This is a genomic window from Ectobacillus sp. OTK (assembly GCF_059698935.1).
On the sequence record NZ_AP048547.1, the window covers coordinates 1,177,389 to 1,204,049 of the forward strand.

The following is a 26,661-nucleotide window of genomic DNA, read 5'->3' on the forward strand; positions in this document are numbered from 1 at the left end:
TTCATAAGTTGTACAGCCGAAGGAAACTTGGCATATAGTTGTTTTATTTTTAGTGTGTTGTAAGCGATAACAACAAAAAAATAATTTGTGAGTTCATAATGTGAAAACCAAAGAGGAGGACGTTTTAAATGGCTTATTTCCAAAATATTAACCAAATTCAGTTTGAAGGTCCAACATCAAAAAATCCACTTTCATTTAAATACTACAATCCAGAAGAAAAAATCAATGGAAAAACAATGGAGGAAATTCTGCGCTTTTCCGTTGCATATTGGCATACATTCGCTGCTGATGGAACGGATCCATTCGGTGCAGGAACAATGATGCGCCCTTGGGATCATTATAAAGGCTTAGACCTAGCGAAAGCACGTGTAGAAGCAGCGTTTGAATTGTTTGAGAAGCTAAATGTACCGTTCTTCTGTTTCCACGATTCCGATATCGCGCCTGAAGGAAACACACTAAAGGAAACATACGATGCTCTTGATCCAATCGTTGCGATGATTAAGGATTATATGAAAACAAGCAAAACGAAATTACTTTGGAACACAGTGAATGCGTTTACGCACCCACGATATGTTCATGGGGCAGCAACCTCCAATAATGCCGATGTGTTTGCCTATGCTGCTGCAAAGGTGAAAAAAGGTCTTGAAATCGGAAAAGAGCTTGGGGCAGAAAACTATGTATTCTGGGGCGGCCGTGAAGGCTACGAAACATTATTAAATACAGACATGAAGCTTGAACAGGATAATTTGGCCCGCTTCTTCCATATGGCTGTTGATTATGCAAAGGAAATTGGTTTTGATGGCCAGTTCTTAATTGAACCGAAGCCAAAGGAGCCAACAAAGCACCAATATGATTTTGACGTTGCGACTGGTCTTGCATTCTTGCAAAAATACGATCTTCAAGACCACTTTAAGTTCAATATTGAGGCGAACCATGCGACTCTTGCCGGTCATACATTTGAACACGAACTGCGTGTTGCCCGCATTAACGGTATGCTTGGATCCGTAGACGCGAACCAAGGAGATACGCTGATTGGCTGGGATACGGATGAATTCCCAACTGATTTATATTCTACTACGTTAGCAATGTATGAAATTCTACTGAACGGCGGACTTGGCAAAGGCGGACTTAACTTTGATGCTAAAGTACGAAGAGGCTCCTTTGAACCAGAAGATCTATTCCATGCTCATATTGCCGGAATGGATGCATTTGCAATCGGCTTGAAGGTAGCGAATAAACTTATTGAAGATAGAGTATTAGAGGATGTGATTGCTGACAGATACAGCAGCTTCACAGAAGGCATCGGCCTGGAGATTGTGGAAGGTAGAGCGGATTTCCGCAAGCTTGAGCAATACGCGCTAGGCCTTGGAGAAATCAAGAACAAGTCCGGCCGTCAAGAACGATTAAAAGCAGTGGTAAACCAATACTTACTGGAAACATTATCGAATGTAACTGTATAACAAAACAGGAAATGTGTGAAAAGTGCGGGCGCTCTGTTTAGCCCTGGCAGTCAAACAACCCACACAGTACAGCGATGGTTATTTGACTGCAGGGCTGGGCGCTGAAGCTAGTCATCCTCAAATTTGTTATTTGCCCACCTATTTTTTAAAAAAGAAATGTGCTGGAACAGTATATCATTCCAGCACATTTTTATAGCCTAGTATGATCATTAAATGAAAGGGTGATATAGATGAAGTATGTAATTGGGGTAGACCTTGGAACAAGTGCAGTTAAAATCTTACTTATCAACCAAAATGGAGAAGTTTGTCATGAGGTTTCTAAATCTTATCCGCTTATTCAGGAAAAGTCGGGATATAGTGAACAAAATCCGGAAGAATGGGTAGAGAAAACTGCGCAAGGCCTTGCAGAACTCGTTCAAAAATTCCAGGGGAATGCTGAAGATATTGAAGGTATCAGTTTTTCTGGGCAAATGCACGGACTTGTGTTGCTTGATGAGAAGCATCAAGTATTACGAAACGCAATTCTTTGGAATGATACGAGAACAACAGAGCAATGCCGGCTAATTAATGAAATTGTCGGAACAGAACGATTACTCGAAATTACAAAAAATCCAGCTCTGGAAGGCTTCACTTTGCCAAAGCTGCTATGGGTGAAACAATATGAACCCGAAGTTTTTGAAAAGGCAAGTGTATTCATGCTGCCAAAGGATTATTTGCGCTATCGTATGACAGGAGAAATTCATAGCGAATATTCTGATGCAGCAGGAACGCTGCTTTTAAACGTAAGTAAGAAAACATGGAGTACAGAAATTTGTGAGCTTGTTGGTATTAAATCTGAACTTTGCCCGCCGCTCGTAGAATCCCATCAATTAGTCGGAACAATCACGTCTGATTTCGCGAATAGAACAGGTCTTTCTGAATCCGTTAAGGTATTTGCCGGCGGCGCAGATAATGCGTGCGGAGCGATAGGATCTGGAATCTTATCGGAAGGAAGAACATTATGCAGCATTGGGACCTCAGGGGTTGTTCTTTCCTATGAAGAGCGTAATGATCAAGACTTTCAAGGGAAGGTCCACTATTTCAACCACGGGGAAGAGAACGCTTTTTACACAATGGGAGTAACCTTAGCTGCCGGTTATAGTTTGAGCTGGTTTAAAGATACCTTCGCAGAGAAGGAAGAATTTGAGCAGCTATTACAAGGTGTAGATCAGGTTCCAGTTGGTGCGAATGGCCTGTTGTTTACGCCATATTTGGTTGGTGAACGGACACCTCATGCCGATTCGGTTATCCGCGGAAGCTTTATCGGAATGGATGCATCTCATAAGCGTCATGACTTTGTCCGTGCGGTGCTGGAGGGCATTACGTTTTCGCTAAATGAATCTATCGAAATCTTTAGGGAAAATGGAAAAACGATTGATACTATTGTATCGATTGGCGGAGGAGCAAAAAATGAAGCTTGGCTACAAATGCAGGCTGACATTTTTGATGCAAATATTGTGAAGCTTTCAAGTGAGCAGGGACCAGGAATGGGTGCTGCAATGCTTGCGGCATTTGGATGCGGCTGGTTTTCATCCTTACTGGAATGTGCTGACAAATTCATCGAGCCAGTTAAAACCTATCAACCAATCAAGGAGAATGTAGCAAAGTATCAAAAGCTGTTTAGCATTTATAAACAGGTCTATGAACAAACGAAGGTTCTTAATGAACAGCTGCAGGAGTTCAGAAAATAAAACGTTATAATCTTTTGAATTAAGGAGAGTAGACGATGAACTATCGAAAATTGGGTAACACAGGGATTTCTGTAAGTGAAGTCAGCTTTGGGACATGGGCAATCGGAGGCTCCTGGGGGAAAACAAACGATCAGGAATCTTTGAAGGCGCTAGATTATGCAATCGGGCAGGGCGTGAATTTTTTCGATACTGCTGATGTGTACGGGGATGGACACAGTGAAGAGTTACTGGCTAAAGCTACAAAGGGTAAAGAAGATCAAGTGTATATCGCGACTAAGTTTTGCCGGGCGGGAGATATCCATTCAAAAGAAACTTACTCATATGAGGCAGTCCGTTCTTATTGTGAAGCAAGTTTAAAGCGGCTCGGCCGAGAAGCAATAGATTTATACCAAATTCATTGTCCGCCAATTGAAATTTTACAAAACGGACAGGTATTTGAGGTACTTGATAAATTACAGCAGGAAGGAAAAATCCGTCACTACGGTGTTAGTGTGGAGACTGCCCAGGAAGGGCTTCTATGCCTGCAAAACCCCAATGTTAAAGCTTTACAAGTAATCTTTAACATGTTCCGCCAAAAGCCTCTTGAAAAGCTATTTCCGGAAGCAAAGAAAAATGGCGTTGGCATTCTTGTCCGTCTGCCGCTTGCAAGCGGGTTGCTGACAGGGAAATTTACAAAGGAACATACCTTTGAGGCAGACGATCACCGTAATTTTAATGAAAACGGGGCAGCTTTTAACGTTGGTGAAACATTTGCAGGTCTTGGATTTGCTAAAGGTGTTGAATTATCAGAACAGCTTTCGTGGATTGCAGAAGGAAGGCATTCGATGACAACAGCGGCTTTAAGATGGATATTGGACCAGGATGAAATTTCGTGTGTGATTCCAGGATTTAAAAATGAACGTCAAATAATAGAGAACCTGAAAGCCATTGAAGAAAAATCATTTTCACCAGAGGAATTCCAAAGCATTGCTCAGTTTTATGAGGAAAATGTTAGAGATTTCATTAGAGGACCATATTAAAAGTCAGGAGGGATATAGTGGAAGCCCTAAAGGAAACCTTTGGAGAATTAAATGGGCAAGTAATTACATCGTATACAATCCGAAATGATAAAGGGATGGAGCTTACTTGTATTGATTACGGGTGCACCATTACAAGGATTATGGTACCCGATAAAAATGGGGTAAAGGAAAATGTGGTACTAGGCTACGATACACTAGAAGAGTATCTGAACTATTCACCGTATTTTGGCTGTATCATCGGCCGAATAAGCGGAAGGATTAAGGATGCAAGGTTTACCTTGGATGATAAAACTTTTACATTAGCAAAAAATGAAAACGAGCACCATCTCCATGGAGGGAATAATGGCTTTCATAATGTCATTTGGAGTTCATCCGTAGAAACAAAAACGGATGAAGTAAATATAGCATTCTCCTATACAAGTCCTGATGGGGAAGAGGGATTTCCAGGTAACCTTAAACTTCATGTAACCTATTCATTGAATAATGAAAATGAAATCGTTATTTCCTATCAAGGTATTTCTGATAAAAAAACAATTGTTAATCTGACAAACCATTCTTACTTCAACCTAAGCGGTAATTTAAAGCGGACAATTTTAGAGCATGAGCTAACATTAAAAAGCGATAGCTTTTTGGAGCTTGATTCATCTCTCATACCAACGGGAAAAGCCTTATCTGTTGATGATACAGTATTTGATTTTAGAAAGGGCCAGCAAATTTTGCAAGGGGTTAATTCTGAACACCCACAAACGAAAATTGTTGGCGGAGGGTATGACCATCCGTTCCTATTAAATGCAAATCATCAACAGGAGATCGTACTGGTCGATCATGAAAGCGGCAGGAAGCTTGAAATCGAGACGGATGAACCATGCGTTGTTCTTTATACAGGAAACTCCCTGGAAAATGGTTTTACAATAGGAGGAGTACCGTCCGAGAAGCATTTAGGTTTATGTCTGGAAACGCAAATACCGCCTAACATGATAAATAACCCAGACTTTCCTTCTGCAGTACTTGAGGCAAATGAAATTTATTCAACTAAGACAAAATATGCTTTTAAATTGATTTAATTAATCAGAGCTGGTGAAAATGATTTACGAAAGGGCAAGGAATGAATTTTCTGCCGACTTGCAGGCTATAAAATACAGAGATTTATAGACAGCACAGTTTTACTGAAAACATGTAGTGTCTGAAGGGAGAATTATAGTGAATAATGTAACAGATCTTGCAGCAGTAGAAACATTAGCTGTAAATACAATACGCACTTTATCTATCGATGCAGTAGAAAAAGCGAAATCTGGTCATCCAGGTATGCCAATGGGAACAGCTCCAATGGGACATGTATTATGGTCAAAAATTATGAATCATAACCCTGCGAATCCATCTTGGTTTAATCGAGACCGTTTTGTTTTGTCTGCCGGTCACGGTTCCATGCTGTTGTACAGCTTACTGCATTTATGCGGATATGATGTGTCCTTAGAAGATATTAAACAGTTTAGACAATGGGGAAGCAAAACGCCGGGACATCCTGAATATGGACATACTCCTGGTGTTGATGCGACGACAGGTCCCCTTGGGCAAGGGGTAGCAATGGGCGTAGGAATGGCTATGGCAGAAGCACATCTTGCAGCTGTATATAATCAAGAAAACTTCCCGATTGTAGATCACTATACATATGTGATTTGCGGAGATGGGGATTTAATGGAAGGTGTGTCCGCAGAGGCTGCATCTCTTGCAGGACACTTACAACTAGGCAAGCTAATCATGATGTACGATTCGAATAATATTACACTTGATGGCGAAGCCCATCTGTCATTTTCGGAGAATGTAGGGAAACGGTTTGAGGCGTATGGATGGCAGGTACTTCAAGTGAATAGCCAAAATGACTTACATGCAATCGAGCATGCATTAGTTGAAGCAAAGAATGAGCTAACAAAGCCTACTTTAATTGAGGTGAAAACAACCTTAGGATATGGAAGTCCGAATAAGGGCGGTAAGGGAGGACATCAAGGTACGCATGGCTCTCCTCTAGGTGCAGAAGAAATTAAACTAACAAAAGAATTTTATCGATGGCCGCAAGAAGACTTTTATATTCCAGAGGAAGTAAAAGCGTACTATCAAGAAGTAAAAGAAAAAGGTATTCAGTCCAACCAGCAGTGGGAACAGTTATTGGAACAGTACAAACAAGAGTATCCAGAGCTTGCTTATCGTCTAGAGAAGGATATACAAGGGGAATTACCTCCTGCATGGCAAGAGAATGTACCGAGCTATGAGCTAGGAACAGCGATTTCCACACGTGTTGCTTCTGGACAAGTATTAAACGCATTGGCCAAGCAAGTACCAAGCGTAATGGGAGGATCTGCAGATTTAGAATCTTCTACGATGACTCACTTAAATGGAGAAGGAAGATTTGCTCCTGGTCAGTATGGAGAGCGAAATGTTTACTTTGGGGTTCGAGAATTTGCAATGGGAGCAATTCTAAATGGAATGTCCTTACATGGCGCTATCAAGCCGTTTGGCTCTACATTCTTTGTTTTTTCTGATTATCTTCGTCCGGCCATTCGACTAGCGGCGCTAATGAATTTACCAGTAACATATGTGTTTACACATGACAGCATTTACGTAGGGGAAGATGGACCAACCCATGAACCGATTGAGCAGTTAGCAGCATTACGGTCTATTCCAAATGTGAAAGTCCTCCGCCCGGCTGATGCAAACGAAACGGCCGCTGCATGGAAGTATGCTGTAAAGAATCAAGAAGGGCCGGTTGTATTAGTATTAAGCCGGCAAAATATACCTGTTGTAGTAGAAAATCAAATAGCATGCGCAAATGTTGAAAAGGGAGCATACGTGGTAGCGGAATCTGCGCAGGAGTCTCCTGAGGTGCAACTGATTGCAACAGGTTCTGAAGTAGCGCTGGCAATAGGTGTGAAAGATGCACTGACAAAAGAGGGAATCAGGACGCGTGTCGTGAGTATGCCATCATGGGAATTGTTTGAACAACAACCAGCTTCGTACCAACAGGCTATTCTCCAGCCGGATATTAGGCTGAATGTAGCTATAGAGTTAGGTTCTCCGCAAGGATGGGCACATTTTGTTGGACGAGAGGGATTAATTATCGGCATTTCTACATTCGGGGCATCAGCTCCTGGGGACCGTATTGCAAAGGAATACGGATTTACAGTGGAAAATATCGTAAAGCAGATTAAATCACGGTTATAATGCTATATCCTTCGAACAGCTGTATTAACTAAGTGAATATTTATCAATATAAGAATGCTATTTTAGAAGGAAAAAAGATGTTGAAAACTTTACAGGATACGACAATACTACATAATGGTGTAGAAATGCCGTGGGTTGGATTAGGTGTTTCAAGTTCAAGAAGGCTCAGAAGTCATCGAATCTGTCAAGGCAGCGATTAAACATGGATACCGAAGTATTGATACAGCAGCCATTTATAAAAATGAAGAAGGTGTGGGACAAGCGATTAAAGAGCAACGAATCATTGAAAATGCAAATATTTTTGATTTTGAATTATCTGCAGACGATATGGAGAAAATTAATGGATTAAACAAAGAGGAGCGTATAGGTCCTGATTCAGATAACTTTGAAGTTGGTTTTAATAACTAAAGTGTAGGTATGAGTAGTTGTCAAGAGCAATTCTTGACAACTACTGAGCTTGCCGAGAAACCCTTGTGGTTTCTCGGCAAGCTGATAAACTATATTAAGGATATTGACATAGTTTATGTCTTTATATTTTAAGAAAGAACCGATTCTATTCTCGTAAAGGCCCAATCTAATTCTTCCTCTGAAATAATAAGCGGCGGGGCAATGCGAAGAACGCACTCATGTGTTTCTTTGCAAAGCAGCCCTTCAGTTTTTAAACGCTTGCAATACGGACGTGCCGGCTCATGCAACTCAATGCCGATAAATAATCCTCTGCCGCGAACCTCTTTTATCATCGGATTTTGGATCGCTTGCAGTCTAGTCAGCAGCTTTTCACCGAGACGCAATGAGCGCTCCGCAAGCTTTTCCTTAATGATTACATCAAGAGCGGCAATGGATACGGCACAGGCAAGAGGATTGCCGCCAAACGTTGAGCCGTGCGACCCAGGATTGAACACTCCTAAAATATCACGGTTTGCTGCTACGCATGATATAGGAAATACACCTCCGCCTAATGCTTTTCCAAGAATATACATATGTGGAATGACATCCTCCCAATCGCATGCAAACATTTTTCCTGTACGTCCAAGCCCCGTTTGGATTTCGTCTGCGATAAATAATACATTTTGTTCCTGACAAATAACAAATGCTTGTTTCAGAAAACCATCCGGCGGAATGATAATGCCAGCTTCTCCTTGAATAGGTTCGATAATCAGAGCAGCTGTATGTTTTGTGATCGCTTTTCTTAATGCGTCTACATCACCGTATGGAATAACTATAATGCCCGGCAGCATGGGACCGAAGCCGCGTTTGTAGTCGGGATTAGATGACATAGATACAGCTGTCATGGTTCTGCCATGGAAGTTGTCCGTACAGACGATGATCTCCGCCTTATTCTCTTCTACTTGTTTAATATCGTAAGCCCAGCGACGAGCTGCCTTTACAGCTGTTTCAACTGCTTCAGCTCCCGTATTCATCGGCAGTATCATTTCCTTATTTGTTATCTTCGCGACCGTTTTATACCACGGCCCGAGTTGGTCGTTATGAAAGGCGCGAGAAGTGAGCGTAACGCGATTCGCTTGATTGATGAGTGCTTCAATAATGCACGGATGACGGTGACCTTGGTTGACAGCAGAGTAGGCGCTTAGCATATCCATATAACGATTTCCTTCAGGATCCTCTACCCATACGCCTTCCGCTTTTGAAATGACGATCGGAAGCGGATGATAGTTATGTGCGCCGTATGCTTTCGTTAGCTCAATCAATTCCTCTGTTTTTCTCATAATCTGCTCCCCCTTTGTTTAGGGTAAAATTGGAAATTGTTTACATATTATAACCTTTGATGGCGAAAAAACGAATTATTTCTCTAATCCCGTTAAAACATGGTATGATAAAAGTTAGGAAAAATTGAGGAAAAAGGAGAGGTTTTTTGCTATGACACACGCTCACATTACAGCATGGGCTCTTGGCATCATTTTGTTCTTTGTTGCCTCCGCGATGTATCGCAGCGGCAATTCTAAGGCAAAAATGGTACATATGATCGTTCGTCTTTTGTATATTATTATTGTTATCACAGGCTTTTTATTGTATCAAAGCATTATGAAAACAGCGACAAGCGATATGCATATGTGGTATGGCATCAAAATGCTGATCGGCATTTGGGTTATCGGTGCTATGGAAATTGTATTGATTCGTACAAATAAACGAAAAGATCCGAAGGCTGGCTGGATCCAGTTTGTTATTGCGCTTTTAGTTGTTTTATATTTAGGCTTAAGATTACCGCTTGGGTTTCATCCATTTGCATAACATAGAAAAGAAGAGGGCGCATAGGTTGCGCCCTCTTCTTTTTCAGCAATCTGTTTTATACGTTTGGCCGTCTGCCCTTGTCAATTCAAATGTATCCTTTCTCGTTTCTCCATCGCGAATGTAGCGATGATGCAGCGAGCAAACATATTCTCCATTGTCATATACAATAAAGTTCACGCCCTGTCGCGGCGCGGAGATTGGTTGGAAGAATAAAATGTTATGGCAGTAAATACAATCATACAGGGAATAATCGAATTGCTCTAAAGCTTCCGCGAGGGTGGAGAAAGAAGAATCTGATAGCTCCTTTAACCATTCCTCATAACCTGCTTGCAGTTTTTTGCGAATGCGGACCGTCTCTCCGTTTTCAAGCGGATACGGTTCGTTTTCAATTTTAAGTATATCATTTTCATAAAATCGCGCTGGAAGCCAATGATTGTTGTACAGCACCTCAAAATCATCTTCTACAATATCCCATAAAAGAGAGGCCTCGTCGCTTTCTTCATCAAAAAATATCCACTCTTTGTTAATATACTCAATATTTCCAACTGTATAGGAGCGCGGCTGGTTTCGCATGATGTGATAGCGGTGTTTCATGAAAATCCTCCTTATTGAGCTTCTGTCATTGTTATAGACAGTTCCCGCTGCATTTATAACAAGGCGATGCACCTAACTCTCAAAATAGGCATACAATGAACCAAATTGCTGTTGAATTCTCAGAAGGAAAGGATGAGCGCAATGTGTGGAATTACGGGATGGACTGACTTTTCTCGTTCTCTTCTTATGGAAAGGGAAACGGTTGGAAAGATGGCGCAAACACTCTCGAAGCGTGGGCCGGACGATACGAATGTATGGACGGCGACGCATGCAGCCTTTGGACATAAGCGTCTTGTAGTTGTGGACCCAGAGGGCGGCAAGCAGCCAATGACAAGAGTGAAGGAAGAAGAGCTTTATACGATTTGTTATAACGGCGAGCTGTATAATACGGAGGATTTGCGTAAGGAACTGCTGCAAAAAGGCTATACATTCGCGGGGCATTCTGACACAGAGGTGCTGCTAAAGTGTTATATAGAATGGAAAGAGCGATGCGTTGAGTACTTAAATGGCATTTTTGCATTTTCTGTATGGGATGCGGCAGAAGAAAAGCTATTTATTGCCCGCGACCGTTTAGGTGTTAAGCCGTTATTTTACAAGCAGGACGGTGCCCGCCTATTGTTTGGATCCGAGCTAAAAGCTATTTTGGCGCATCCGGATGTAAAGGTGGAAATTACACATGAAGGTTTGGCAGAAGTATTCGGACTCGGTCCGTCACGTTCCCCGGGTCATGGTGTATTTGCAGGTATTAACGAATTGCGTCCAGCTCACGCTCTAACATTTACAAAAAACGGTTTAAAGATATGGCGCTATTGGAATGTTAAGAGCGCGGAGCATACCGATAGCTTTGATGAAACGGTAGGAAAAGTACGATTCCTGCTCGAGGATGCGATTACGCGCCAGCTTGTATCCGATGTGCCGTTATGTACATTTTTATCGGGCGGTGTGGATTCAAGTGCCATTACAGCCTTTGCAGCAATGGCGTATGAGCGTGAAGGAAAGGGGAACTTGCATACCTACTCAATTGACTATGAAGATAATGATAAATATTTTCAGGCAAACACATTTCAGCCAAATTCCGATGAGTATTGGATTCGTTTAATGTCTGAAACCTTCAATACGACTCATCACCGCTGCGTCATTTCAAATGAACAGCTTGCTGCGCATTTAACAGAAGCTGTCATTGTGAGGGATTTACCGGGTATGGCTGATATTGATTCCTCCTTATTATGGTTTTGTCGCGAAATTAAACAAAACTTTGTAGTGAGCTTGTCAGGGGAATGTGCCGATGAAATTTTTGGGGGTTATCCATGGTTTTATCGAACTGACGATTTACAATCAAGCAACTTCCCATGGATGCGTTCAACAGAACTGCGGGAGCAGCTGCTGAAGCAATCGTGGCGCGAGAAACTCCGCCTTAGGGAATATGTGCAGCAGCGTTACGATGAAACAGTACGTGAGACACCGGAGCTTTACGGGGAGAGCGAGCTGGAAGCGCAGCGCAGACAATTGTTCTACTTAAATATGATTTGGTTTATGACAACGCTGCTTGATCGGAAGGATCGGATGAGTATGGGCGCGAGCTTAGAGGTGCGCGTGCCATTTGCAGATCACCGTCTTGTGGAGTACGTTTGGAACATTCCATGGGAAATGAAAATGCATGGTAACCGTGAAAAAGGATTGCTCCGAAAAGCGCTGGAAGGGGTGCTTCCAGAGGACGTTCTGTATCGTAAGAAAAGTCCATACCCAAAAACGCACAATCCGTATTACACAAAGGCTGTAACAGCGTGGCTGTCTAATATTTTACAGAATAAAAGTTCAATGCTGCACGAATTCTTTAATCGTGAGCAGCTTGATGAGCTGATTGCAACAGAAGGAAAAGCATTTACTACGCCATGGTTTGGACAGCTCATGACCGGACCGCAGCTATTAGCGCACCTTGCGCAAATTCATGTTTGGTTCGAGCATTATAATATCAATATTAAAAACTAGGGCAGCCTAATTTGGCTGTCTTTTTTTCACTTTAAGAACATATAAGTTTCCAGCTAGGAGTTAATTCGACGTAGTAGGAAACTTTAGGAATAAAGTGTAAGTGCAACTACGCTTCTGTCTTTGCCTAACGGCTCGCCAATCGGCGAGTTTTCTTTAGAAGAAAGCATTAGCTTTTTCGAGGAAATTCAATGTGGTTTCTAGTCGATCGTTGTGATTTAGAAGGCTGGCTATCATTCATGTCAGTGTATATATGCTCTCTATATTACAAATAATTTTCACAAAGTCTAATCATGCATTGACTATAAGTGAGGTTACCTTTATGAACCTGATTAAAAAAATGTTCCGCACCCTTTTAACTAATAGCTCCTCTATACATTTTTCATCTCAACATCCTGAAGAAATTAAGAATTTACATACTAGTTTGAGACAAAATATACAAACAATTAAAGGAGTCTTTGGAGACAGCGATGATATTCTTGTTCGGAAGATTAAAATTGGAGAAAACGAAAGTATAGAAATTGCGATCCTTTATGTAGAAGGATTAGTTGATACAGAATCCGTGCACAAATTTATTATGGAATCTTTAATGGTAGATAATTTAGAATTACGATTGGCTTCTACACGTATTCTAGAAACAGTAAAAAGCTCGATTCTTACAGTTACGGACATTGAGGATATACATGATTTTGAAAGCCTGTTTGATAAGATTCTCTCAGGGGATACTATTGTTTTGGTAAATGGGTTTGCTCAAGGATTTGCAGTCGGGCTGCAAGGATTCGAAGCAAGGAGTGTGTCTGAACCAGAAACAGAAGGAACTGTGCGAGGGCCGAAAGAAGGGTTTACAGAATCGTTACGCACTAATACGGCTATGATTCGCCGTAAAATCAAACATCCGCATCTTTGGGTAGAAAGTAAGAAAATCGGGCGGTTGACTAAAACGGATATTGCAATTATGTATATGCAAGGAATTGTGAATGAGGAGATTCTAAAGGAATTGAAGTTTAGATTAGATAAAATTGATACCGACAGTATTTTGGAAAGCGGGTATATTGAAGAATTTATTCAGGATAAAACATATACACCGTTTCCGACAGTGCATCATACGGAACGGCCTGATGTCGTTGCGGCGGCTTTGCTGGAAGGAAGAGTTGCTGTTATAGTGGATGGAACTCCCTTTGTATTAGTGGTTCCAGCCCTATTTAATCAGTTTTATCAAACGGCTGAAGACTATTATCAACGTGCAGATTTCGCAACCTTTACCCGCCTTCTTCGCATTCTCAGCCTCTTTATTGCTTTGTTGGCCCCTTCCCTTTATATTGCTGTAACAACATATCATCAAGAAATGCTTCCAGTAGCCCTTCTCTATAGTTTGGCAGCGCAACGTGAAGGTGTGCCATTTCCTGCTTTCATAGAAGCTTTGTTGATGGAAATCACCTTGGAAATTTTAAGGGAAGCAGGCATACGCCTGCCGAAATCTGTAGGTTCAGCAGTTTCTATCGTGGGCGCATTGGTAATTGGACAAGCGGCAGTAGAAGCAGGCCTTTCTTCACCGGCCATGGTAATTGTCGTATCCATGACAGCCATCTCAAGCTTCGCCTTTCCTTCGTTTCATATGGCTATTCCAATACGGATGCTGCGTTTTGCCTTTATATTGCTTTCTGCATCTTTGGGGTTATTTGGCATTACAGTAGGCATTATTGCGCTTGTGCTTCATTTATGCCGTTTGCAGTCATTCGGAGTGCCCTATATGAGCCCCTTTGCTCCGTTACTGCTGTCTGACCAGAAGGATGCGCTAATAAGAATGCCTCAAAATCGTTTGCTTTCACGCCCGCAATCTACTGTGCGCAAAAATCAAAAACGTCAACAAGCCTCTGATTCGAATCAACAAGAATAAAGAACGGGAGAGGGAATCGTGAAACAGTTAATAGCAATGTGTGTAATGATTTCGCTTCTCCTCAGTTTGACAACTGGGTGCGGAAGTCGAAGAGAGCTAAACGAATTAGCGATTGTCTCAGGCATCGCTATAGATAAGCAGGGGAGTAAGTATCTCGTATCTTTACAGGTTGTTGACCCAGGAGAAGTATCCTCCCAAAAAAGCGGTGCCGCTCCTGTAACACTATATAAAGAAAAGGGAGAAACTATTCTAGAGGCGCTGCGAAGAGTTTCTGTGAAGTCTCCTCGCAGAGCGTATGTTTCACACATGCAAATGCTTGTGATTAATGAAAAGGTAGCTTCACAAGGAATCGGCAAAATAATAGATGCATTTTTTAGAACTCCCGATTTTCGTTCTGATTTTTTAATTATAGTAGCAAAAGGGATTGAAGCGCATCAATTATTACAAATCACAACACCTATTGATAAAATTCCCGTAGGCAACATGTTCAAATCATTGATATCGTCTGAAAAGATATGGGCGCCTTTAACAACAGTTACGATTGATAAACTTATATCTGATTTAGTAAGTGAAGGAAAGGATACTGTGTTAACAGGGATTACAATTACACACAAAACAGAGAAAGAGAAATTAGAAAAAGCCAATGAAATGAAAAATATCCAACAAATCCGTAGAGATTCCGTTTTTAAGTATGTAGGACTAGCTGTGTTTAAAAAAGATAAGCTGATTGGGTGGCTCAATGAGGAGGAAAGCAGCGGCTATAATTATGTGATTGATAATGTATTTCAGACAGGAGAAACGATTGCGTGTCCAAAGAAAAAAGGCAGGATGGCAGTTGTCGTAACAAAATCACAATCGAAAATAAAAGGTATGATGGAAAAGGGAAAGCCTAAAATACAAGTTCAAATACGAGTAAAGGGAAGAATATCAGAAATTGATTGTAAAGGCAGTGATCTTACAAATCCAAGAACAATTTTCTTGGCTGAAACACAAACAGAACAAACAATTAAACACCATGCAAAAGCGGCTGTGCAAACTGTACAAAGAAAGTATCAAGCAGATATCTTTGGATTTGGAAACAGCATTCAGGGTACGTACCCAAAGGCCTGGAACACCATGAAAGAGGATTGGGATCAAATATTCGCTCATTTGCCAGTAGATATCGATGTTGATGTAACTATTCAACGAACAGGAAAAATTGGAAGGTCTTTCATAGACGATATCAAATAAATGAATGGAATGTCCGCATTCTTTTTGTTTTTATGTACTATACATAGCTTCTATATTTGGGGTGACTGATGCATGAGGAAACAAAAAATAGGTCCGTTTCAGCTATTCACTTTGCTATTCTTATTCGAATTAGGGACTGCTGTTGTAGTAGGAGTGGGAATGTCCGCAAAGCAGGACGCCTGGTGGATCATTCTCTTAAGTACTGCAATTGGGCTCATTTTGTTTTTTGTGTATGCTGCACTTTACCGAGTAAACGATAGTCTCCCCCTCACAACGTACATTTTGCGGGTTTTGGGACCATACATAGGATACCCGCTGGCTATTTTGTATACTTTATTGTTTATAAATACTGCTGCCAGAGATGTACGGGATCTTATGGAGCTAATCATTGTTTCTATACTGCCTCACTCTTCTACTATAACAGTCGGAGTAGTCATTATAATTTTAGTTGCTTACGCTGTTTCTGGAGGAATTGAACCTTTGGCAAGAGCAGGAGAGGTTTTCTTTTTTATTGTTTTTATATTAGGGATACTTGGAACCGCTTTTATCTTTTTAACCGAACATGCAATACAGTTAAAGCGTTTTCTCCCTTTATTTCAAATAAAATGGAAGGATGCTTTAACAGAGATACTCCCTATTACTGTTAATGTTCCATTTGGAGAAGCAGTTGTGTTCACTATGCTGTTTCCTTACTTAAAACAATCTAAAGCAGTTCGAAAGGCAGGCGGAACTGCAATTCTTTTAGCTGGAATAGTGCTTAGTTTTACTGTAGGTTTGGAAATTGCTGCATTAGGTCCATACATAGCTTCAACTAGTGTTTTTCCCTTACTGAAATTAGCGCAAAAAGTTAATGTACTGAACTTTTTGCAGCGACTGGATGCGATCGCCATCTCAGTTCTCATTATTTGTGTATTTTTTAAAATTGCTATCTTCTTCTACGCTGCTCTAATAGGAGTTGCAGATATATTTAACGTAAAGAAAAAAGGCTATGTGATTATAGTCATAAGTCTTATTGTTTTTGGAGATTCCATTCTAATGGCTAGCAATACAGTCCAACATCTATATATTGGACTGAGAATATTTCCTCTATATCTCCTTACCCCGATGCAAATTGTATTCCCGCTCTTTTTGCTTATCGTTTCTTGGATAAGAAAGAGAAAACAAACCGTGACTTAGTTTATCAAAAATAGGCGAGAACACCCTTCCTTTGACTAAAGAAAATTTATCTTCAAATAAAAAAACCGCGGAATTCCGCGGCTTTTCTTTACCCCTCGTTTTGCAGTGCGTCGTAGCCTTCTTCACCCGTGCGAATTTTAATCGCATTCGATAGCTCATACACGAAAATTTTACCATCGCCAGGTTTTCCGGTTCTTAATACACGCTGTGCCGTATCGATTACATCCTGAACAGGTACCTTTGCGACTACAATTTCAATCTTAATGCGTTCATGCATATTAAACGTACGCTTTACGCCTCGATATACTTCTGTAAACCCCTTTTGCAGGCCGCAGCCTAATACGTTGCTAACAGTCAGGCCGCTTACCCCAATTTTAGATAATTCTTCTTTGAATTCATCGAACTTCGTTGGGCGTGTAATAATCTCGATTTTCGTTAGTTTTTGGCTCATATGCGCATTCTCCTCCTATAAGCTTTCGTGATAAGCTTTTTCGCCGTGCATCGTAATGTCAAGACCGAGTGACTCTTCTTCTTCGTTAGCACGTACTGACATAAATAGTCCGATTACTTTCACGATTAAGAAGGTAGCAATTGCAGCAAAGGCATAGGTTGAGCAAATTGCGATAAGTTGTTTTCCTAATAAAGCAGCATCACCATAGAATAATCCGTTTGCACCAGCTTCATTCACAGATGTTGTTGCGAATAGTCCTGTAGCAATTCCGCCCCATGTTCCGCCGATACCATGGCAGCCAAATGCATCAAGCGCATCGTCATAGCCGAGCTTACGTTTGAGGAAGAATACTGCGAAATAGCAGATTGCTCCTCCGATTAATCCAATTAGAATAGAAGCTAGAGGTGTTACAAATCCACAAGCCGGTGTAATGGCAACAAGACCAGAGACAGCACCGCTTACCGCACCAAGAACAGTCGGTTTCTTACTAATAATCCATTCGCATACAACCCAACCGATAGCAGCCATTGCCGCTGCAGTATTTGTATTAATAAATGCGGTTAATGCAACATCGTTTAAAGTTAAAGCACTGCCGACGTTAAAGCCGAACCAACCAAACCATAATAACCCTGCCCCTAAGACTGTGAATGGTAAATGGTGAGGAGCTGTTGAAGCTGCATCCTTTCTTTTTCCAAGCATAATAGCAAGAACGAGACCAGATACACCAGACGTAATATGAACAACGTTTCCGCCCGCAAAGTCAAGTGCGCCGAGCTCTCTTAACCAGCCGCCTACGCCCCATACCCAGTGTGCAACTGGATCGTACACGAGTGTCGTCCAAAGAAGCATAAAGACAACGAATGCGGAAAATCTCATACGCTCTGCGAATGCCCCAGAAATTAACGCTGGTGTAAGAATTGCGAACATCATCTGAAACATCATAAACAGGTTATGTGGAATTGTTGCGCTGTAATCAGCATTTGGTTCAAATGTAACTCCTTTTAGACCAATCCAATCCAGACTGCCGATCAAGCCGTTCCAGCTCGAACCGAAAGATAGTGAATAGCCGATTAGAATCCATTGAACGGATACGATTGCCATCGCTGAGTAGCTATGCATTGTTGTGCTAAGTACGTTTTTGCTCCGTACCATTCCCCCGTAAAACAGTGCAAGTCCTGGTGTCATTAGCATTACCATTACTGTAGCTAGAAACAGAAATACCGTATCTCCCATGTTGATGCCTTCCATTTGTAATTCCCCCATTTCATGAATTTGTAACAAGAGGAGCTTTGACTGTAGAGTAGCTGCTCCTTGTGTCAGTTTTTATTACATTGCATGTTATGTTTTATACTATATTCAATTTTTAGAGAAATGACAAGAGGGAATTCAATAAAAAATTCAAATAACTTTTAAGTTTAGATGAAAATCTGAATTATTTTGTAATAAAATCTAACATGGCAGCGATTTCATTATGGGTGCATGGATATTTATAGAGATAGGGATTTTCTCGTTGGTTCATTAGTGATAAAAATGGTGTGTAAATGATACTAAGTTCAAGGGCGGAGCCTTATAATAGAAAGAAATATAAATTGATAAAAGGGTTTATCAGGTGATGAGATGAATATGATAGCATTTCAAATTCCTCCATTTCCTATCTTCATTAAGGCGGGAAAGGGGACGTTTCGGAAAGGGAAAAAGCATTTTCGCCGTACATTTGCGGTCATTGATTGTTTGTACGTACGAAAGGGAAAGCTATATATCCAGGAGGAGGATCAGCAATACGAGGTATCCGAGGGGGAATATCTCATTCTTGCGCCGCATCGTGAACATTTCGGTTATCAGCCGTGCAGGGAGGATACAGATGTATACTGGTTTCATTTTGCGGCGGAATTTTCCTTTCGTGCTGCGGTGCAGCTGCAGTGGACAGACGTGCTGCAAAAGGAGGAAACCTTCACGGAGCCCGCTTCTTTTTTACTGCAAATTCCGCAATATGGACATGTCCAAAATAGAGAATTAGCAGAGCGTATGTTAGAAGCACTTGCCGAAATGGATGGTGCTGTTTCTATGGAGGAGAAGCTCAAGCAGCCGCTGTACTTTTATCAGGTGCTTATTTTCCTTCAAAAGGAAGCGCTCGCAATTCCGAGCGCAGCTGAAAAGGTATGCGAGCAAACAGTAGCGTATATTCAGCGTTATTATGATCAGCCGCTTAAGATGACTGACATCGCTCGCGAGCTTCATTATCATGTAGATTATTTAACGCGTTGTATGCAAAAAACGATGGGGGTAAGTCCGCTCCAATATTTAAATGAAGTAAGGTTGCAAAAAGCAAAGCAGCTGCTGGCGGCGACAACAGAAAAGGTAAAAACAATTTCCCGACAGGTCGGCATTCAGGATGAGATGTACTTTTCGAGATTGTTTCGTAAACAAGAAGGGATTAGCCCTCAGGAATATCGGAGAATGATGCAAAGGGACATTGTAAGATAGAGACATAGATAAGAAATTGACAAAATTCGCGGAGAATTTTGTGCGGATTGTTTCTGCAATTGTTATACTATTCTTATCATTGTAAAAGATTTCATTTTCGGTCTTATAAGCCGCAGAAGGAAAAGGATAAGAGTAGCGAGAGGGGGAACGGAGATGTGCAAACAGGTGATTACAACACTAGTGCTAATCCCGTTTCTTCTTTTTTATGGGCTGTTTTCTTCTTGTGTACAAGCAGCCGGTGAAAAAGAAGAGAGAAGCTGGCAGGATGAATCGATCTATTTCATTATGGTCGACCGGTTTAACAATGGGGATGCCAAGAATGATAAGGATATAAACACAACTAATTTAAAAGCTTACAATGGCGGGGATTTGCAAGGAATTACAAAGCGGCTTGATTATATTCAAGATATGGGCTTTACTGCGATTTGGCTCACCCCTGTTGTTGATAATGAGGAAGGCGGTTATCATGGTTATTGGACTAAGGACTTCTACAAGGTAGAAGAGCATTTTGGTTCCATGGAGGATATGAAAGAACTGGTGAAAGAGGCGCATCAGCGCGATATGAAGGTCATTCTTGAGTTTGTTGTGAGTCATATTGGAAACAAGCATCCGTGGCTTCTTGATGCAGCAAAGCAAGGGTGGTATCATCAAGAACAGAAGATTTCTAACCGGAACGACCAAATGCAAATAGAAGATGGCTCGCTGCATGGGCTGCCATCTTTAAATCTAGAAAACGAAGAGGTGCGGCAATTCCTCATCAATAATGCGAAATGGTGGATTCAGCAAACGGATATTGACGGTTTCCGCCTAGATGGGATGCAGTATGTACCGAAGGACTTTTGGAGTGATTTCGTCCGCGAGATAAAAGCAGTAAAGAAGGACTTTTTCTTTATTGGTAATATGGCTGATGAGGCTGTAAGTGATATTGCGGTATATCAGAAAGCGGGGATAGACAGCTTTGTAAACACTCCGTCCTACACGGAAATGACAAATGTGTTTAGCAAGCCGGGGCAATCTCCGAATGAATTATACAAGAATTGGATGAATGATCAAAGGTTGTATCAGCAGCCATATCTGCTTGGCAACTTTCTTGATAGTCAAAATACAAAACGGTTTACGCGGGCGGCTTTGGAGGAAAAGCAATATCCGCCAGCGCGCCTGCGTTTAGCGTTAGCCTATCTGTTCACATCGCCAGGCATTCCTATCATGTACTATGGAACAGAAATCGCGCTTGATGGCGGGGACCCTCCTGATAATCGCCGTTTAATGGATTTTAAAACTGATGATAATTTTTTGAAATATATTAGTAAGCTTGGTGAATTGCGTCAGCAGCTCCCATCGCTGCGCCGCGGTACATTTGAAATGTTGTATGACAAGGATGGGATGAGCGTATTCAAGCGGAAGTATCAAGAAGAAACGGTCATCGTTGCTATCAATAATACGACAAAGACACAAAAGGTTCATCTTACACCAGAGCAGCTAGATGTAAATAAGGAGCTGCGCGGATTAATGGAGGAGGACATCGTTCGTCCTGCAAAGGATGGATACTACCTTGTATTAGATCGTGAAACGACAAATGTGTATGCGCTTGCGAAGAAAACAGGGCTTAATATTTCATTTATCGCTACGATGGCCGGTGTATATGTATTGTTTACGATTTTTCTAATCCTTGTAAGCAGAAGACGGAAGCATTCCTAACATGAAAATAGCATAAAAACATTAAAAAATACGGATTTTCTCATGGGAAGGGATAAGAAGTTGCAGTATTAATGATATAATAAAGAAAACTCGCCGATTGACGAGCCGTTAGGCGAAGGCAGAGGTGTAGTTGCACTTACACTTTGTTCCTAAAATTTCCTACTACGTCGAATTAGCTTCTAGCTAGAAATTTATACTTTTTTAAAGTGTGAAACAAAAAACAAGAAAGGATGGTGTGAATGGCTGTTACGATTAAGGATGTGGCGAAAAAAGCTAATGTCGCACCATCTACAGTATCTCGCGTCATTGCCGACAGTTCCCGTATAAGTGAAAAAACGAAAAGACGTGTTCGTAAAATTATGGATGAGCTTGGCTACCATCCGAATATGAATGCACGCAGCCTTGCAAATCAAACGACGCAGGCAATTGGTCTCGTTATGCCGAGTTCAGCTGGGAAAGCATTTCAAAATCCGTTTTTTCCGGAGGTTATACGGGGAATCAGCTCTTTTTCCCACATAAAGGGCTACTCTCTTTATATGTCAACAGGAGAAACAGAGCAGGAGATTTATGAAGGTGTTGTAAAGATGGTGCAGGGAAGACGAGTGGATGGCATTGTTTTATTATATTCACGTATTGATGATCCTGTTATTCAATACTTAATTGAGCAGCAATTTCCTTTTGTGCTAATTGGTAAGCCGCATCATTCTACTGAGGAAGTAACATATATAGATAACGATAACTACTTGGCCGGACGTGAACTTACAGAGTATTTGATTTCTCTCGGTCATAAACGCTTGGCGTTTATTGGGGGAAGTCCAGATTTAATGGTCACGAAGGAGCGTCTTGCCGGTTTTAAAGAAGCATTAAAACTGGCTGATCTTCCTGTGTCGGATGAATATATCGTCTACATGGAGTTTTTGCGTGAAGGAGGAGAGCAGGCGGTAGAGCAGCTTCTCTCCTTGGAGCGGCCTCCAAGTGCAATTATTGTTACCGACGATTTAATGGCGCTTGGTGTTTTAAGCTCCTTGGCAGAAAAAGGGTATAATGTTCCGGACCATATCTCGGTTGCAAGCTTTAACAATGTTATTTTTTCCGAAATTTCTTGTCCGCCGTTAACATCTGTGGATGTGCGTATCTTTCAGCTCGGCTATGAAGCTGCAAAAAGCTTAGTGGAAAAGATTGAATCGCCGGAGCTGTCGCCAAAGAGCATCATTGTTCCGTATAAAATTATCAAACGGCAATCCTGTAAGGAATATTCAACAAATGCTATGTGTGCTTTAACGAAATTATAAAAGATCTCCTCTTCTCTGGGCGGGTAAGAGATGGATCTTGATCGTGATATGTAGAAATACGATCGCTTGTACTCACGAAAAAGGTAAATAAGAAAGAAAAAGCGGACCTTGGTGTCCGTTTTTTTCTTACTTACAAAAAACGCCTTTTATCTCATAAATGCAACAAACGTGCTTTCTGTTATGGTGGATTTAAATTTTAGCTATCCAATGCTTTATGAAAGAGAAGATAGTGCTGGCTGCTGATATAATTGAAGAGACAATCGCCTGACAGGATCGGAACATTAACAGGTACTGGGACAGAGGGTTATTCGCAATTGAAAAAGTGATATAATAAGAAGGATCAAAAGGAAATCGTGGTGAAATGTATTTTGAAGAAATACCAAGCAATTGCGGATGAAATACGAAGCCGAATTAAAAACGGGGGCTATAGTGATAAAGAGCCGCTTCCAGAGGAAATGACATTATGCAAGGAATTCGGCTGCAGCCGTATGACGATGAAAAAGGCTTTGGAGCAGCTTGTGCTAGATGGTCTTGTATATCGAAAGCGAGGGCACGGCACCTTCATTATGAAATCAGTGCTGCGAAATGGAAGGTTGAATTTGGATAGCAGGAGTCTTGAAGGATTATCAGCTAGTGTTGTGAATGATCAAGTGGAAAGTGAGATTGTTTCATTTTCAATTGAAATTGCGGGCCAAGATGTGCAGCAGCATTTGAATTTAGCCCCAAACAACCTTGTATACAACATTATTCGCGTTCGGAAGATTAATGGAGAACCATATGTAATTGAAAAAATGTACATGCCGGCTCTTATTATTACAGGGATTAATGAAGATGTATTGAAAGGGTCTGTTTATGAGTATATTCAAAAGGAGCTCGGACTGAAGATTGCTAGTTCTCAAAAGGTGATTCGTGCTGACCGGCCGAATGAACTCGATCAGCAGTATTTACGATGTCGGGGGAATGATCCTGTCTTGGAGGTTGAGCAGGTTGCTTACTTACATAATGGAACAGCCTTTGAGTATTCCTTTAGCCGGCACCGTTTTGATAAGTTTGAGTTTACCTCCTACTCTGTGAAACGGTAACGCGCGGGAGCTGGATTGCACCAAAGAGAATAGTTTTTTGCTTTTATAAAAAGGCATGGATATCACATGAGTGAATCCATGCCTTTTTATATCGTTTTAGAAAGCGGTTTATATAATGTACGAAGAGTTGTAAAAAGAAATCTGGCTGAAATTTGTGCATAATTGACAAAAAAATGAATATTTTTTGTTAAAATTTATCGATAAAGGTATTGAAAGCGTTTTACACATGATATATAATCAAAAATGTAAAGCGCTTTAGGAATGTTGATGGTAAGAAATAAAGCGTTTTACATTGTCTGAATTATGAAGGGAAAGGGTGTGTTTAGTTAGGATACAAAGGAGCACAATTTGTGGTTTTTCATTTTAAAAGGCTCGCTATTGTCATGCTGAAATCCTATCTCAAGGAGTCGGCCAGGTGCGCGGGGCAAACGTCCAAAAGCGAGGATGTCACGAGAACTGCGAACTCCAAATGATAGTTCTAAGCCCCTTACCATTGCTGCAACAAAATCTTATCTTACAGGATGAGTAACCAATCTCCTCGATTTAATGATAAGAGCTAGAGTCATTTTAATAGCGGGAAGTAAAGCGTTTTCGAAAGAGAAAGCACAATTAGGAAAGTAATTGAATTGACGAAAGCGCTTTTGTAAGGTAATGTAACGGGTAGACTGCATGATAGAAAGAAGTGTATAAAATGAAAACAACTATCTATGATGTGGCAGAAAAAGCAGGTGTCTCCATATCTACTGTTTCAAAGGTCATGAATGACCAGCAAGTCGGGAAAAAATCAAAACAAAAGGTTTTAAAGGTTATGCAGGAGCTTAATTATAGACCGAGCGTTCTTGCTTCAGCCTTAACAGGAAAACGAACCTCTACTATTGGATTGTTATTACCAGACCTAGCAAACCCTTTTGTTGCAGAAATGGCGCGCAGAGTGGAAGATCGAGCACATGAATTTGGATTTAGCCTTGTAATTTGCAGCACGGATTTAAATCCAGAAAAGGAAGAACGCTCCGTGTCATTATTAAGACAGAAAAGCGTTGATGGATTTATATTAGCTAGTGCTTTTAATAACAGGCGGGTTATTGCGGATTTAGTGAACGATAATGTCCCTGTTCTGCTCCTTTCTGAATCGCATCCTCAACTGGCGGTAAACAGCATTAATATTGATAATGTCGTCGGGGGATATCAAGTAGCTTCTCACCTAGTTTCCTTGGGGCATACAAGAGTTGCAGTGCTTGCCGAGGATGCTACAAGCAGTCAGGCGCGTATTAATGGATATAAGCAGGCTTTTCAAGAGAACGGCTTGGAAGTGCATGAAGATCTGATTGTGGTCAGTGATTCAAGTGTGGAGCATGGCCAATCCTTGACAAAAGAATTATTGGATCGTCCTAACCGGCCTACTGCTATTATTGCTTGCAATGATGTGCTGGCAATTAGTGCAATTCTCGCTGCGCGCGAAAAAGGCTTAGACCTTCCAAAGGATCTTTCGATTACCGGCTTTGATAACACATTATTATCTAAAAGCTGTGACCCTCCTCTAACAACAGTTGAGCAAGGTCTTGAAGACATGTGCTCTCAGGCTGTGGATTTGTTAATAGAGGAAATTGAAGGGAAAAGCAAGGCGAAACAGCGTATTCTTGTACTGCCGCAGCTGATTATCCGAAAATCGACTGATTTCTGTCCGGATTAAGACAGAAATCCCGTATTTTCATTTCGAAGTATTTACCTTACTCATAAGATGCAATCGATTGCAACAAAATGTAATCGATTACAATGAAATGCAATCGATTACAAGGAAATGCTTACTTTACTGTGATTTAAGATTGCACCACATTTAGGGACAACCTTTACACCTAAGAACATACACACAACAGATAAGCCCTCCCTACAGTTCGTATATGTATTTAACCTCTACAAAAATATGATACACAAATAAACAAGAGTCTAAGAAACATATAAAAATATCTTTACAGATTTTAAACTTCAGATAGGTTTAGCTATTAAACTTACATTTTTTTCATTTTTTTACAGATTACGTTTTATTAAACTTGAAAACGAAAGCGCTTTATTTTAGAAACTAAATAATTAGGGGGATTTCTAATGGCAATTCGTAAAAGACTTATGTTGCTTGTATCTTTAATCGTTATACTAGCTTCATTTATGGCTGCTTGCTCTTCCTCATCTACTTCCGGCGAGAAGAAAGGGAAACTTGTAATCGGTGCAGCTATGCCAGTATTTGATGATAAATGGTTGTCTTACCTATATGATGCAATGAAGGCATCCGCTAAAGATAACGATGTTGAGTTAAAGATGGTTGATGCGAAAAATGACTCTGGTAAACAGCTTTCCCAAGTTGAAACATTTATCACACAAGGCGTAGATGCAATCATTATTAACCCTGTTGACACAAGTGCAGTAGGTCCAATGTTAGATGCAGCAAAGGATGCAAACATCCCTGTAGTTGTTGTAAACCGTATGCCAAGCGAAAAGGATATGAAGAAGATTTACGCGTTTGTAGGCTCTGAGTCGATCCAAAGTGGAACAATGCAAATGGAAAAGGTTGCTGAAATGTTAGGCGGTAAAGGAAACGTTGCAATCATGACTGGTGAGCTTGGTGCAGAAGCACAGATTAAGAGAACAGAAGGTAATAAAAACGTAGTTAAGAAAAACCCGGAAATGAAAGTTGTACGTGAAGCTACAGGGAACTGGCAGCGTTCTGAAGGTATGAAATTAATGGAAAACTGGATTCAATCTGGCGATAAAATCAATGCAGTTGTAGCAAATAATGATGAAATGGCAATTGGAGCAATTATGGCATTAGAAGCTGCTGGTAAATTAAATGATGTAATCGTAGCTGGTATTGACGGTACACCAGATGCATTAGAGTATGTAAAATCTGGTAAATTAAAAGTTTCTGCTTTCCAAGATCCAATGGGCCAAGGCAGCAAAGCGGTTGAAACAGCTATTCAAGCTGTAAAAGGTGAAAAATTAGCAGACAAGCATGTATGGGTACCATTTGAATTAATCACACAAGAGAATGTTGACACATTCATCGAGAAGTGGAAAAACGCAGGAAGCAACTAATATAACATGAGG

Annotated in this window: 20 protein-coding genes and 1 pseudogene; 17 read left to right on the forward strand and 4 right to left on the reverse strand. The window is 40.9% G+C overall.

Translation table 11 applies throughout. The features are described 5' to 3' along the window. The first annotated feature begins 128 nt into the window (after positions 1-128). The 6 genes and pseudogenes from xylA to pgoN all read left to right on the forward strand — a co-directional run. On the forward strand, positions 129-1,460 hold the full coding sequence (gene xylA, locus AC6HZ4_RS05825) for a xylose isomerase (protein WP_497494040.1): 1,332 nt from the start codon (positions 129-131) through the stop codon (positions 1,458-1,460). Positions 1,461-1,690: 230 nt separating this feature from the next. Next, positions 1,691-3,190: a xylulokinase gene (gene xylB / locus AC6HZ4_RS05830; protein ID WP_497494041.1), complete on the forward strand. Its 1,500-nt coding sequence runs from the start codon at positions 1,691-1,693 to the stop codon at positions 3,188-3,190. Between the two features lie 35 nt (positions 3,191-3,225). Next, positions 3,226-4,209 (forward strand): aldo/keto reductase, encoded by a 984-nt coding sequence (locus tag AC6HZ4_RS05835; protein ID WP_497494043.1) that lies wholly within the window; start codon positions 3,226-3,228, stop codon positions 4,207-4,209. A gap of 17 nt (positions 4,210-4,226) precedes the next feature. Beyond that, a complete protein-coding gene (locus AC6HZ4_RS05840) occupies positions 4,227-5,273 on the forward strand; it encodes an aldose epimerase family protein (protein ID WP_497494044.1) in 1,047 nt (348 codons plus the stop codon). Positions 5,274-5,409: 136 nt separating this feature from the next. Then, positions 5,410-7,425 carry a transketolase gene (gene tkt, locus AC6HZ4_RS05845; protein ID WP_497494045.1) on the forward strand — a complete coding sequence of 672 codons (2,016 nt, stop codon included), beginning with the start codon at positions 5,410-5,412 and terminating at the stop codon, positions 7,423-7,425. 77 nt (positions 7,426-7,502) lie between these two features. Next, positions 7,503-7,707 (forward strand): annotated as a pseudogene (gene pgoN / locus AC6HZ4_RS05850) (glyoxal/methylglyoxal reductase); the annotation flags it as partial. Between the two features lie 254 nt (positions 7,708-7,961). Here the strand turns inward: pgoN and AC6HZ4_RS05855 are convergent. Beyond that, positions 7,962-9,152 (reverse strand): ornithine--oxo-acid transaminase, encoded by a 1,191-nt coding sequence (locus tag AC6HZ4_RS05855; RefSeq protein ID WP_497494046.1) that lies wholly within the window; start codon positions 9,150-9,152, stop codon positions 7,962-7,964. 151 nt (positions 9,153-9,303) lie between these two features. Between AC6HZ4_RS05855 and AC6HZ4_RS05860 the strand changes: the two genes are divergently transcribed. Then, positions 9,304-9,675 carry a YisL family protein gene (locus AC6HZ4_RS05860; protein ID WP_497494047.1) on the forward strand — a complete coding sequence of 124 codons (372 nt, stop codon included), beginning with the start codon at positions 9,304-9,306 and terminating at the stop codon, positions 9,673-9,675. 42 nt (positions 9,676-9,717) lie between these two features. Here the strand turns inward: AC6HZ4_RS05860 and AC6HZ4_RS05865 are convergent, their stop codons facing one another. After that, entirely contained in the window at positions 9,718-10,269 is a 552-nt protein-coding gene (locus AC6HZ4_RS05865; protein ID WP_497494048.1) for a DUF2777 family protein, read from the reverse strand. A gap of 141 nt (positions 10,270-10,410) precedes the next feature. Between AC6HZ4_RS05865 and asnB the strand changes: the two genes are divergently transcribed. The 4 genes from asnB (at position 10,411) to AC6HZ4_RS05885 (ending at position 16,558) form a co-directional block, all read left to right on the forward strand. Continuing rightward, a complete protein-coding gene (asnB, locus tag AC6HZ4_RS05870; RefSeq protein ID WP_497494049.1) occupies positions 10,411-12,258 on the forward strand; it encodes an asparagine synthase (glutamine-hydrolyzing) in 1,848 nt (615 codons plus the stop codon). A 319-nt stretch (positions 12,259-12,577) separates the two neighbouring features. Beyond that, entirely contained in the window at positions 12,578-14,152 is a 1,575-nt protein-coding gene (locus AC6HZ4_RS05875; protein WP_497494050.1) for a spore germination protein, read from the forward strand. 18 nt (positions 14,153-14,170) lie between these two features. Then, positions 14,171-15,382: a Ger(x)C family spore germination protein gene (locus AC6HZ4_RS05880; protein WP_497494051.1), complete on the forward strand. Its 1,212-nt coding sequence runs from the start codon at positions 14,171-14,173 to the stop codon at positions 15,380-15,382. 72 nt (positions 15,383-15,454) lie between these two features. Continuing rightward, positions 15,455-16,558, forward strand: a complete 1,104-nt coding sequence (locus AC6HZ4_RS05885) for a GerAB/ArcD/ProY family transporter (protein WP_497494052.1) — start codon at positions 15,455-15,457, stop codon at positions 16,556-16,558. Positions 16,559-16,646: 88 nt separating this feature from the next. On the opposite strand, the gene AC6HZ4_RS05890 is transcribed toward AC6HZ4_RS05885, so the two are convergent. After that, positions 16,647-17,009 (reverse strand): P-II family nitrogen regulator, encoded by a 363-nt coding sequence (locus tag AC6HZ4_RS05890; RefSeq protein ID WP_497494053.1) that lies wholly within the window; start codon positions 17,007-17,009, stop codon positions 16,647-16,649. 15 nt (positions 17,010-17,024) lie between these two features. Next, positions 17,025-18,248 carry an ammonium transporter gene (locus AC6HZ4_RS05895; protein WP_497495611.1) on the reverse strand — a complete coding sequence of 408 codons (1,224 nt, stop codon included), beginning with the start codon at positions 18,246-18,248 and terminating at the stop codon, positions 17,025-17,027. 384 nt (positions 18,249-18,632) lie between these two features. Here AC6HZ4_RS05895 and AC6HZ4_RS05900 point away from each other — a divergent pair, with 384 nt between their 5' ends. The 6 genes from AC6HZ4_RS05900 to AC6HZ4_RS05925 all read left to right on the forward strand — a co-directional run bounded on the left by AC6HZ4_RS05900 (position 18,633) and on the right by AC6HZ4_RS05925 (position 26,649). Further along, positions 18,633-19,493, forward strand: coding sequence for a helix-turn-helix transcriptional regulator (locus tag AC6HZ4_RS05900; protein WP_497494054.1), 861 nt, complete (start codon positions 18,633-18,635; stop codon positions 19,491-19,493). 153 nt (positions 19,494-19,646) lie between these two features. Beyond that, the gene (locus AC6HZ4_RS05905) at positions 19,647-21,191 is read left to right on the forward strand and encodes an alpha-amylase family glycosyl hydrolase (protein ID WP_497494055.1); all 1,545 of its coding nucleotides are present in this window, start codon (positions 19,647-19,649) and stop codon (positions 21,189-21,191) included. A 239-nt stretch (positions 21,192-21,430) separates the two neighbouring features. Next, a complete protein-coding gene (locus tag AC6HZ4_RS05910; RefSeq protein WP_497494056.1) occupies positions 21,431-22,483 on the forward strand; it encodes a LacI family DNA-binding transcriptional regulator in 1,053 nt (350 codons plus the stop codon). A gap of 368 nt (positions 22,484-22,851) precedes the next feature. After that, a complete protein-coding gene (locus AC6HZ4_RS05915; protein WP_497494057.1) occupies positions 22,852-23,565 on the forward strand; it encodes a GntR family transcriptional regulator in 714 nt (237 codons plus the stop codon). 691 nt (positions 23,566-24,256) lie between these two features. Continuing rightward, the gene (locus AC6HZ4_RS05920; protein ID WP_497494058.1) at positions 24,257-25,255 is read left to right on the forward strand and encodes a LacI family DNA-binding transcriptional regulator; all 999 of its coding nucleotides are present in this window, start codon (positions 24,257-24,259) and stop codon (positions 25,253-25,255) included. 410 nt (positions 25,256-25,665) lie between these two features. Then, entirely contained in the window at positions 25,666-26,649 is a 984-nt protein-coding gene (locus AC6HZ4_RS05925) for a sugar ABC transporter substrate-binding protein (protein WP_497494059.1), read from the forward strand. The last annotated feature ends 12 nt before the right edge of the window (positions 26,650-26,661 follow it).